The following is an 11768-nucleotide window of genomic DNA, read 5'->3' as shown; positions in this document are numbered from 1 at the left end:
CAATCACTATTTAGATATTCGTCATAATTAACGGTGATTTTCTAATATTTACGCAATAATAGTTCGTTAATTATGTGATCATGTCCTTTTTCAATAATTAAATCTGCCCGATTTTTTGTTGGCAAAATATAATCCCGCAAGTTAACATGATTGACCTTCCGCCACGTTTCCTTCGCAATTTCAAAGGCTTCGTCTCGTTTTCCTGACTGAGCAAGGGAATAATAGTAGTTATGCGGATCATTAAATGCGCCGTCTAACAGCATTTCAAAACGTTCCAAGTACCATTTCTTAATGTCCTTTTCATGAGCATCCACGTAAATTGAAAAATCAAAGTAATCACTTACGTAGATTCGTTGATTCGACGGTAGCTGTAACACATTAATCCCCTCAACAATCAAGATATTGGGATTATCAACAATGTCATAGCGATTAGGGATAATATCGTAAACTTGATGTGAATATACCGGTGCACTGGCTTTTTCGCCGTTCTTCACTTTATCCATAAATGTGATCAACTCTTCCATGTCGTAACTTTCAGGAAATCCTTTCCGCTCTAGAATTCCCAGCTCTTTCAATTTGGCATTTGGGTAAAGAAATCCATCCGTCGTAATCAATTGAACCTTTTTCCCCGGAAATGCTTCCTTTAAAAGGATCTTTAATAACCGAGCCGTGGTACTCTTCCCGACTGCAACTGAACCGGCAATTCCAATCACAAATGGCACGTTCGTCATTGGCTTATCTAAAAAACGCGCCGTCTGTTCCTGCTTGAATCGTTGAACGTTCAGTTGCATTTCCAAATAATAAACTAACGGCATGTAAATTTCCTGCACGTCTTTCATTGAGATCCGGTCATTTAATGACTTGATCCGTTCAAGCTCTTCCAGGGTCAGCGGAACAATATTTTTTTCATAATATTCCCGCCATTTTGCCCGCGGAATTTTGAAATAATTCAATGATTCTTTCATTAATATCTTCCCCTCATTGCCGCAATTAATTGCGGACGTTCAGCTTATACGTTGTTGGATCAACATTCGCAAACAACCGTGATAATTTACCTTCTGCAAAAATATCTAACCGGTGCATTGCCCGCGAACAAATCGTATAAACTAATTGCCGTTCATCTTCGTCATGGTAATTAGCATCGTTGGCATTCCACATGATGATGGCGTCAAATTCCAGTCCCTTTGCCAAGTAAGCTGGGATTACCAAAGTTCCTTCGACTAACCGTTGATTTTCCGTTTTAATCAGCGTTGCCTGTTCTCCCCGGGCTTTAAGCTGATTCGTCAATTCGGCACATTCTGCCAGTGATTTTCCAATAATTGCGGTTGTCATGTGATCTGCTGCATTGTGGTGCAACTGGTTGACCACGTCATCAACCATCTTCGCATTTTCCGTATCAACGGTGATCGTTGGCAAATCGCCATTCCGGTTAAAGGCCGTTACCTTTTCACCGTTAACTAAAACGCCCTTCGTAAAGTCGGTGATCTGCTTGGTTGACCGGTATGACTGGGTCAACTGAACAACTTTTGTTTTTTCAGGATCAAACATCGTTGAAAGTTCATTCAACAAGCTATGACTGTTTTCCTTGGTGAAAATTGCCTGGTTAAGGTCGCCCAGCATTGTAAAGTGCGCCCGCGGAAAATCGGTCTTCAAATAAGCGAGTTGGTAAGCAGTGTAATCTTGAATTTCATCAATAAAGACGTGTTTAATATCATTATTCCCCCGCTTCCCGGTAATCAAATCATACAAGTAAAGGTAAGCCGTTGTATTGGTCATTGATAATTGCCGCTTGATCAATTCTTGCTTGACCTTTTCCGTATGAGCCTGCCACTCATCCACCGTGATTTGATATTTATCCAGCTTTAACAACTGCGGAACCGCCTTTAAGAAATCGTAATACTGACGGTTAATGTTAATGAAACGATTATGAATGATCGTTTGCCGAATTTTTTGGAAATGCTTCATAACGTAGTTTTTAGCCAAATAAAACATCTCGTCTTCGCCGCTTTCAAAGCTGTCACGGTTCTTGTTTCCATATAACTTATTCAGTTCTTCTTGGCTCAAATCTTGGACCGCTTTTTGTACCTTGTCCGTTTTCGCCGTCTTATTTAGACGCCGGTGAAGAAGTTTTAATAATTCTTCCTTCGTTGCACTTAACCGGTTGCGCAAATGATAATTTTCATTAAAGCCATAGTAAATTTCGCGAATCTTTTCCTTACTGAAGACGACCTTCCCCTGATACTTGATATCCTTAAAGTCCATTCCGTCCTTTTCAAGGAAATCAGCGTATTTAGTAGTAGCATTAAAGAATGCCAAACTATCCTTAAGGGTTTTAATTTGCTTATTGACACCCTGATTATTTTCTTCAAACCGTTCCTGCAATGTTTCAACATGCAACCGCGGAACCCGGCGTTGAGTATATTGATAGAAAGTCATTTGGACCATATTCTGTTCACCCAATTCAGGCAAAACCCGGTCAATATAGTCATTGAACAACTGGTTCGGCGAGAACAAAATAATTTGACTTGAGTTCAAATTTCCGCGGTACCGGTAAAGCAGGTAGGCGACCCGTTGAAGCACGGCTGAGGTCTTTCCGGAACCCGCAGCTCCTTGAACGAACAGCAAATCGGATTGCGTATCACGAATGATTTTATTTTGTTCTTTTTGAATCGTTGTAACGATACTTTTCATTTTAATATCAGATGATTCATCCAACACTTCAAGCAACATTTGGTCGCCAACCGTCTCATCAGTATCAAACATTGAAATGATTTTCCCATCTTCAACCATGAACTGCCGTTTCAGTTTCAAATCAACCGTTTGGGGACCATCCGGAGTATCATAGGTTACTTTTCCTAATCCACCGTCATAGTAAACACTTGAAATTGGTGCCCGCCAATCATATACAAGAAAATGATCCGGAGTATCAGAAAAACTGGCAAGTCCGATATAAATTGATTCCGGCTTGCTTTCACCGGCTTCTTGAAAATCGATCCGGGCAAAGTACGGTTTCTTTTCAAGTTTTTCCAAGACCGCAAGTTCACGGGTCGCACTTTTCCAGTTATTTTCCCGTTCTTGAAGAAGTTGTTGCTGTTGCCGCACTGACAGGGCCGTATCCATCATGCCTGAGTAAGTCGAGGTTTTGATCCGGACATTATTCTTAAAGTCCGCCTGAATTGCCCGCTCATCAGCTTCGGCATTTTGAATATTTTGTTTGTCTTTCTTCTCAGCCTTTTGAATTTGATCAACCACATAATCCATTCGTTCTTGCTCTTGGCGTTTTTCCTGATCCATCTTCATTTTCCTTTCCGTTTTAAAATACAAGTTATAATATTATATCATAAAAGGGCTGTACAGAATGCGAAAAACGAACGTCAAATCGCTGAAAAAGCAAAATTGAAAATTATAATTCGATCCTATCTTTTTTAATTTAAAGTTTCATAATTTAATCATATTTTTTGGCTAGGATATTAAAGAATTAGACATTGTCATTTTACTTGTGTCATTTATCATAAGCAGTAAATTGATTATTAATTAGGTCGCAAATGTTTTATTTAAGTAGGTGAAGAAATGCTCGCACAAATTATTTATGCCATTTTCCACTTTCGGGAATACCTTTTTCCGTTATTGCAAACCCTTGGAAACTGGTCTTATGCTTTAATATTTGCAGTCATTTTTATGGAAACCGGCCTCGTTATTTTCCCATTTTTACCAGGTGAATCATTAATCTTCTTTACCAGTACAATTGCAGCCGTTAAAGGATCTGTCCTAAATATTAAAATTTTAGTGGTCATTTTCTTTTTAGCGGCTTTAATTGGCGACACCGTCAACTTTGAAATTGGCCGTCACTTGAAAAAACTGCCTTTTTTCCAAAAACATCTTACTGAAGCCAAACTGCAGGCAGGAATTCGGTTCTATAAGCGACATGGCGGTAAAACCGTTATTTTTGGACGTTTTATTCCCTTTATTCGAACATTTGTCCCGTTAATATCAGGAACCATTGGCATGCATCCGCACCAGTTTACCTTTTTTAATATCATTGGCGTCCTTTTATGGGTCGGTCTAGGTTCAACCATTGGCTATTTCTTTGGCCAAGTTCCATTTGTTCAAGAACACTTTTCACAAATTTTTGTTGCTATTGCATTATGCGCACTCATTCCTGCGATGTTAATGGCCATTATTAATTTCTTAAAACGAAGTAAAGAAAATCAAATGAAATAGTAAATCACTGCAAGCCGCAGTGATTTTTTATATAATTATAGTAATGTAATTTATATATATTTAAATTCAGAGAGGGTTTTTACTTTATATGACACTTTCATTAGTCGTCGTCACGTTGGCGATTTTTGCAACACCAATGCTACTGTCGCGATTTAAAATTTCAATTTTACCAACTTCGGTTGCTGAAATCATTGTCGGAATCATTCTTGGACAAAGCTGTTTGCATCTTGTCAAGATGAATACCGTACTCGATTATCTTTCAACGCTAGGCGTCATTTTTTTGATGTTTCTGAGTGGAATGGAAATTGATTTTTCTCTTTTTAAAAAAAATAGTAAAAATCAAATGACCCCGTTAGAATTGAAACAAGCCAGTACACAACCAAAGGTCTCACCGCTTAAATCCGCAGTTACCGCGTACATCATCAGTTGCGTAACTGCTGTTGTTTTGGCGATTCTTTTTAAGGTTTCAGGATTATTCTCAAACTTCATGCTGGCAACGATTCTGTTTGCGACTGTTTCTTTAGGTGTTGTGATTTCACTGCTTAAAGAAAATGAATTGCTCAGTAAACCATTTGGTCAAACATTACTGTTATTTGCGGTTTTAGGGGAAGTTATTCCGCTATTAGCATTGACGGTTTACTCATCAATTTATTCCGGAAAAGGTGGATCTTTGTGGCTGGTTTCATTCATTTTTATTGCCGCGGCATTATTTTTACGGCACTTTCACAAGTTCTTTACCTTCTATAATCAAATTAACAAAGCAACGACCCAGCTTGATATGCGACTTGCATTTTTCATCATCATTACATTAGTTGTAATTGCTGAAAGCGTTGGTGCTGAGAATATTCTTGGAGCCTTCGTTGCTGGAATCGTTGTGAAATTACTCCAGCCCGAAAAGGAAACTCAGCGGAAACTTGATTCGATTGGCTACGGGATTTTTATTCCATACTTCTTTATCCTAACAGGGGTTAAATTAAACATTCCGGCTCTTTTGGCATCCCCTAAGACACTAATTTTGATTCCGTTGTTTTTCATTGCATTTACGATTGCAAAGTTTCCAGCATACTTTGGCTTTAAAACCCGCTTTACCAAGCAAAACTCTAAGGCAGCGTCGATGTTAGCAACAACCACCATCACACTAGTTTTAGCAACTTTAACCGTTGCCCAGCAATTGCATGCAATTACTTCACAACAATCAGGAGCCTTTATTTTAGCAGGAATCTTAACATGTATCTTTGGACCAATGATGTTCAATAAAATGTATAAGCCCGAACCGGAAGATGAAAAATCAACACAGGTTCGAATTATCGGTGCTAATTTCATCACGATTCCAGCAGCCCAGCAACTCAGCAATGACGGTTATGACGTAACCGTCTACACTGATAATCAAACAGATTACCGGACATATCGCGATTCACGCGTTAAAGTTAATCTTGTAAAAACCCTTAACGCCCAAGAGTTAATCAAACAGGAAATCTTCGATACCGATATTCTTGTACTTGCATATAATTCAGAGATCAATTACCGGCTTGCATTAAGTGCTAAGAAATACGGCGTTCGGGAAGTGCTATCTTATATTGAAAATCGTGATCCAAATAACACCATGGAAAAAGAGCTAGAAGAAGCCGACATCGACATTGTCAATAATTTTAGTATGGATGTTAATGTACTTCGAACGGCAATCGAATCACCATCAATGCTTCAAGTTCTTTCACACGGCGGCAATGCGCGAATCTATGAAGTAACGGTTACGAACGCCCGGTACGCAGGACTTGAAATTCAAGAATTACCGTTTATCAAAGACATTACAATCAGTCGGATCTTCCGTAATCGACGGTCAATCCCGCCTCACGGAAGTACCCGCATTCAATTGAACGACCACCTGATCTTTTCTGGCGAACGCGATGTCGTTCAAAAGATTCGCAAATCACTTGGACGGTTAAATGAAGAATAAATTTAATATAGATTGGGATCTTAATATAATATGAAATCTGTTATAATTGGCGGAATTGAAAACGAACAAATTAATTTTGATTACACGATGACTGAACTGGCAAATCTTGCCGCTGCTGACAACATGGAAGTTGTCGGTGAAGTGCGGCAAAACATTGAAAAGCCCGTTTCAGCTACCTATTTTGGAAAAGGAAAAGTTGACGAAATTACGCGGCAGGCGGAAATGCTTGATGCCGAAGCCTTGATCGTCAACGATGAACTTCTCCCAACTCAAATTCGGAATTTGGAAAAAGAAACCGGCTTGGATATCATTGACCGGACAGCGCTGATTCTTGATATCTTCGCTTCGCGGGCTCATACCCGGGTCGCAAAATTACAGGTTAAAATTGCCCAGTTGCAATATCAATTGCCACGAATCCGGACAGCAAGCATCAATAAAATGGATCAGCAGACTGCCGGCGGAAATACCGGGGGTGGATTTACCAACCGTGGAACTGGGGAAACGCAGATCGAATTAAACCGGCGGGTAATTCAAAAACAAATTTCCAGTTTGCGCAAGGAACTGAAAGAAGTTCAACGTGATAATGAAACCCAACGAAAAAAGCGAAAAAAGTCTGATATTAAATCAGTCGCCCTCGTGGGATATACCAACGCTGGTAAATCAACAACGATGAATAATGTCCTCGACCTACTTGAAATCAATGATAGTAAACGCGTTTTCGAAAAGGATATGCTGTTTGCAACCCTTGATACGTATGTTCGTAAGATCGTCTTACCTGACAAGAAATCATTCATTTTAAGCGATACGGTCGGATTTGTTTCAAAACTGCCGCACCAATTGGTTGAAGCATTTAAATCAACCTTGCAAGAAGCCACTGAAGCGGATCTTTTGATCCAAGTCATTGACATTTCTGACCCCAATTACCGTCAAATGATCAAAACAACGGAAAAGACTCTTACTGAAATCGGGGTCGATGGAATTCCAATGATTTATGCCTTTAATAAGGCCGATAAAGCTGGCATCCCATATCCATCCGTTGAAGGCAACCAGTTTACGTACTGCGCTCGTGATCAAAAATCAATTGAAATGCTGCTTGGCATTCTTAAAAAGGAACTCTTTAAAGATTATGAAACTGAAACTTTCTTAATTCCGTTCCAAGACGGACGCTACCTTGATCTCTTAAACAAAGAAGCCAATATTAAGAAAACTGATTATCAAGCAGATGGTACTTTGATTACGGCTGAAGTTGCTCCCAAGTTGAAACAGCAACTTGCAAGATATATTGTAGATGAAGATTAATAAAAAGACTGTGACTTTTAAGATCACAGTCTTTTTTATCAGGTCCCAAAACAAATGAGCTGAATGGTGCGTAGCTAATTCGAAAACCTCCCAATCTATGCTCCGTGGTTTGTTTGCTTTTATATTTCCGCCACGCTCGTTTTTTAATGCTTATACTTCTGACTCCGCCAGTGCTTTTGCGGTGCCTGACTTGATTGGCACGGACCAAATTCATCAAATGTTTCATGCTGACTGCGTGTTAGATGTTCTGGCGTTGATGATGTCTTTGTACTGCTTGGACGTTGGTTCGCTGATGACTTCTCAGCAGTTCGTTCACGGTAAGCTACTTGAACTTGCACTCCATACGGCGTATCCTTTTCAATTAATCCTGTTCGACCATTGATTTTTTCAGGACCTCCAGTGATCACGGCCGTTGCAAGGTACAACTGATACCGTTTCACGGCTTCACGGGCAGTTAACAGGCCGACTTCTTTGACCATCGCAACTTCTTTCCGGTCGATTTGGTTCAATCCACCGTAAACGATCAACGAATTACCCTTCCGCGCCAGTTCAAAATACGGCAATGCAACAGGAGCACTTAATGCTGGAACCGGCTTTCCGGTTGTTCGAATCTTTTCAGCGATTTCTTCTTCACTCAGCCCTTGATAATCAGCCTTCATGTAATCCATCCGGATCAATTCAGCTGCAATTTGTTGAATATTGTCGCGTTGTTCCATTGTGTGGACCACCGTTGCGGGAAGAAAATCTTCATTCTTAAAAATACCGTTTGTTTGAATATAACCTGGCGCCATTTCTTTACGTTCCTCTTCCGCTGCTGTCATCGGATCTTTGCTTTGAATATGCAAAATCTTTTCGATCCACGGTGAAATATCATATTTCGATTTTTTCGACTTAGTGAAATAATATAGAATATTCAAATACGTAAAGTAAAGAATCACTAAGAATGCTAGAATAAATAACGTTCCGCGTCCCCAGAAACCATTTTGGAAGAAACGAAAAGCAACGTACAGCAGGTAGAAATTCCCAATTCCGGCTAAAATCGTATAAATTCGATTCTTTAAAACCATACTCAAGTTAACGTAACTCAATGAACTTCGAATCATATCGAATAACGTAAACACTTAACTTTCCTCCCTTACTGTTGATTATTCTGATTTTGTCCCTGGTTTTGAGCATTGCCATTCCCAGTTCCATTCGTTTGATTATTTGTTTGATTTTCATTATCAGCATTGCCGTTTTGTTGAGCCTTTTCGTTGTTAGCTTGCTGATTAGCATTGGTTTGATTTTGATTGTCATTGGCCGCGTTCGTGTCATTATCATTATCTTGATTATCATTCTTTTCACGCTGAGCTGTCTGACCGCCTTGATCTTTCAGATTATCATTATTAGCATTTTGCTTTTGCTGATTCTGTTGATTATCCGTTTGATCCTGACTTTGATCATTCTGCTGATTATTTTTCGTTTTATCAGTTGGTTGATCCATCGTTTTCTGTGAAGGGGTCGTCTTTTGAACCACTTCCGTCTTCGGTTTCCCCTCAACTGTATGAGTCGCCGTATTCACAACCACGTTCGTTGCCCCTAAAGCAAGTACTGCTGAAAAGATTGCAAACGGGGTAATAAAAGGTGCAGTCCGTTTCATTAAATTCTCTCTCCTTCCGCCTGACCCGCGATAGTTATCATTCTAAAAGGTAATTTTGATATATCTGCTAACGATTTTTGAATTTTTGCATGCATTCGTCACAAATCCCATAAATTTCAAATCGATGGCCCGTAATTCGGCATCCTGGCAATTGTCGTTCAAACTGTTCCATCGGACATTCATCCAGTTCGCGCACCTTGCCACAATTCGTGCAAATAAAATGATGATGGTGAAAATGATCAAAATCGCATTGATACTTGACTTGCAGCACGCCCTGCCGCGTCTGCATCTCAACGATCCCTAACCGATTAAAATCGCGAATATTACGATAAATCGTGTTGTGACTCATTTTAGGATACAGCTGACGCATAAACTCATCGACCTGTGACACGTTAATGTATTCAATTTGAAACTGATAAAGATACTTTAAAAGTTCCTTCCGCTGTTTCGTCAGCTTATAATTATTCCGCGATAAAATTTGTAATGCACTATCGATATCCGCCATTCAAAAATCCTTTCTGAATTATTGATTGCATATAATTTACCACCGGTCCAAATAAAAAACAATCTTTTTTCGCTATCTTTTCTGAATAAGTTGATCGATCAGCTGAGTTGTTTTTTTCCAGCAATCATTCATGATCACCTGCGTATTATCTTGAATCACAGGTGGAATCTGTAAATCCCGCTGACTTTCAAAACTATTGATCCGTTGCTCAACCGCATGAACATTATCCCCCCGCGCCAACAGCCGATCTTTCAACATCTTCTTATCTGAAACTTCGATATGCCAAACGTCAACCTGTTTTCCTAACTGCTTAACATATTCAATCGCACCGGCAGTATCCACCACTAAACTAACGATTGGGTTCTTCTTCCAAGCTCGTTCAAGCCCTTCCCGCGAAGAACCATACTGTTTGCCATCATAGGTTACCGATTCAAAATAATGTTTTTCAGCAAAACTGACCGGGGTTTCAAAGTAATAGTCAACGCCATCCTTCTCGCCTTTACGCTTTGCCCGGGTCGTATGCGTTAATACCCGGGGAATTCCATATTGCTTTAACAGATAATTTTGAATTGTTGTTTTACCTGTTCCCGAAGCTCCGCATAAAATAATTAATTTTTTCATCGATATCTTCCTTCATTTGTTGCATCTTTAACGATAATATAATATACTTACAAAGTACTAATTTGCTATCTTAGCTCAGCAGGTAGAGCATCACCATGGTAAGGTGGGGGTCGTCGGTTCAAATCCGATAGATAGCTTAAACAAACTTCATTAACTTTTCAAATCCTTATGAAATCAACGTTTTTCATAAGGATTTCTCTTTTGAATAAGAAATAAATACACTAGGAAAATGAATTAAATGCACTAAGCAAATTTAAACAGTGCACTTTTTTATAGAAGAGATCTTACAATCGTTGATATGACAAGCTTAACGGCTTGTCTTTTTTTAGTGCATTTTAGAAAAAGCGGTCTTCAATTGAAAATCGCTTAAAGACTGACAGTTAATCACTAATCTAATAGACAATCAACTAGTTTCTTTATTAATTATTTAACGTGCTTTATTATATCACATGACTATGCCAGACTTATCTTAGTAAAAAGAATAGGGCACTTTTTTATTAGTTAGAATACTCTCGAAAGGTTACTGCAAATTTTAACATAACAGGCCTTACGCCTGCTTTTTAGTATATCAAACTAATTATTCTCTTTTTACACCATTCATTTGGAAAAATTCACACTTTTAAGTGAATTTTCACTTTTTTGTGTGAATTTTCAAATTTCGAAATTATTTCCGCTTATAATAACACCATCATAGCAGATAGGCGGTGATAACCGTAAACTATGATAAAATTTGTAAAGATTACTCTGATATTGACATTGCTCAAGGTAAATATGAGCTTTCACAAGTTTATAAGCAGTATCTTCCACTTGTTCGAAGTGTCTGTAAACGATATTACCTCCATTTATATGATACTGATGATTTACAGCAAGAAGCTCTAATTGTATGTTATAAGTCTCTTCAAACGTACAACTTAGATTATGAAATTTCATTCGGAGCTTTTTATAAATTAAACCTTGAACGTCATTTTTGCAGCCTTCTCCGTCATGAAAAAAGTCAAAAAAGAATGGTTGATTCAGTCACAACATCGTATGAACAATATCTTGAAGAAACTGCAAATGAAATTTGTGATCAAAGTACCGTTTATTTCAACGGAATTGAGGCAACTTTCTTAAGTAAAATTGATTTCATTGATACTCTTACCCAACTTTCAGCTTTTGAAAAAAACGTTTTGCATTTACATTTAACTACCCACAAAAACGCAAATGAAATTGCAGCTGAATTAAAAGTTAAAATCGATAAAATTTATTGTACGTTTTATCAAATCAAGAAAAAATTAAGAAATAAGCTTATTGACTAATTCAGAGTAATCAAGAATTTCTGAATAATTAATTTTATTCAGAAAAACAATAAGAGACCGTAATCTATATCACGGTCTCTTATTTTACCAAAAGCTATTAAGCGGAAGACGGGATTCGAACCCGCGACCCCCACCATGGCAAGGTGATGTTCTACCACTGAACTACTTCCGCATAAACAAGCACGGCAACTTCCTACCCTCGCAGGAGGCGTTCCTCCAACTACTATCGGC

General features: G+C 38.6%; 10 protein-coding genes and 2 tRNA genes. 5 read left to right on the top strand and 7 right to left on the bottom strand.

Going from position 1 to position 11768, the window contains the following annotated elements; genetic code table 11:
- Window positions 1-41: 41 nt before the first annotated feature.
- Window positions 42-965, bottom strand: a complete 924-nt coding sequence (gene coaA / locus FC64_RS03070) for a type I pantothenate kinase (protein WP_057906492.1) — start codon at window positions 963-965, stop codon at window positions 42-44.
- Between the two features lie 25 nt (window positions 966-990).
- The gene (gene helD, locus FC64_RS03065) at window positions 991-3294 is read right to left on the bottom strand and encodes an RNA polymerase recycling motor HelD (protein ID WP_057906491.1); all 2304 of its coding nucleotides are present in this window, start codon (window positions 3292-3294) and stop codon (window positions 991-993) included.
- 276 nt (window positions 3295-3570) lie between these two features.
- Here helD and FC64_RS03060 point away from each other — a divergent pair, with 276 nt between their 5' ends.
- The 3 genes from FC64_RS03060 to hflX all read left to right on the top strand — a co-directional run bounded on the left by FC64_RS03060 (window position 3571) and on the right by hflX (window position 7474).
- On the top strand, window positions 3571-4221 hold the full coding sequence (locus FC64_RS03060) for a VTT domain-containing protein (protein ID WP_057906490.1): 651 nt from the start codon (window positions 3571-3573) through the stop codon (window positions 4219-4221).
- Window positions 4222-4309: 88 nt separating this feature from the next.
- The gene (locus FC64_RS03055) at window positions 4310-6175 is read left to right on the top strand and encodes a monovalent cation:proton antiporter family protein (protein ID WP_057906489.1); all 1866 of its coding nucleotides are present in this window, start codon (window positions 4310-4312) and stop codon (window positions 6173-6175) included.
- 30 nt (window positions 6176-6205) lie between these two features.
- The gene (hflX, locus tag FC64_RS03050; protein ID WP_057906488.1) at window positions 6206-7474 is read left to right on the top strand and encodes a GTPase HflX; all 1269 of its coding nucleotides are present in this window, start codon (window positions 6206-6208) and stop codon (window positions 7472-7474) included.
- A gap of 143 nt (window positions 7475-7617) precedes the next feature.
- On the opposite strand, the gene FC64_RS03045 is transcribed toward hflX, so the two are convergent.
- The 4 genes from FC64_RS03045 to FC64_RS03030 all read right to left on the bottom strand — a co-directional run bounded on the left by FC64_RS03045 (window position 7618) and on the right by FC64_RS03030 (window position 10239).
- On the bottom strand, window positions 7618-8595 hold the full coding sequence (locus FC64_RS03045; RefSeq protein ID WP_057906487.1) for a DUF6681 family protein: 978 nt from the start codon (window positions 8593-8595) through the stop codon (window positions 7618-7620).
- A gap of 14 nt (window positions 8596-8609) precedes the next feature.
- Window positions 8610-9113: a hypothetical protein gene (locus FC64_RS03040; protein ID WP_057906486.1), complete on the bottom strand. Its 504-nt coding sequence runs from the start codon at window positions 9111-9113 to the stop codon at window positions 8610-8612.
- 67 nt (window positions 9114-9180) lie between these two features.
- Window positions 9181-9618 carry a Fur family transcriptional regulator gene (locus FC64_RS03035; protein WP_057906485.1) on the bottom strand — a complete coding sequence of 146 codons (438 nt, stop codon included), beginning with the start codon at window positions 9616-9618 and terminating at the stop codon, window positions 9181-9183.
- A 72-nt stretch (window positions 9619-9690) separates the two neighbouring features.
- A complete protein-coding gene (locus FC64_RS03030) occupies window positions 9691-10239 on the bottom strand; it encodes a guanylate kinase (RefSeq protein ID WP_057906484.1) in 549 nt (182 codons plus the stop codon).
- 64 nt (window positions 10240-10303) lie between these two features.
- Between FC64_RS03030 and FC64_RS03025 the strand changes: the two genes are divergently transcribed.
- Together FC64_RS03025 and FC64_RS03020 are read left to right on the top strand one after the other, a co-directional pair.
- Window positions 10304-10376 (top strand) — tRNA-Thr (locus FC64_RS03025).
- Window positions 10377-10943: 567 nt separating this feature from the next.
- Window positions 10944-11537, top strand: coding sequence for a sigma-70 family RNA polymerase sigma factor (locus FC64_RS03020; RefSeq protein WP_057906483.1), 594 nt, complete (start codon window positions 10944-10946; stop codon window positions 11535-11537).
- 100 nt (window positions 11538-11637) lie between these two features.
- Here FC64_RS03020 and FC64_RS03015 read toward each other — a convergent pair.
- Window positions 11638-11709, bottom strand: a tRNA-Gly gene (locus FC64_RS03015).
- Window positions 11710-11768: the final 59 nt, after the last annotated feature.

Source organism: Ligilactobacillus araffinosus DSM 20653 (assembly GCF_001435375.1).
GTDB lineage: Bacteria > Bacillota > Bacilli > Lactobacillales > Lactobacillaceae > Ligilactobacillus > Ligilactobacillus araffinosus.
This window is presented reverse-complemented; position numbering and strand designations above follow the sequence as displayed.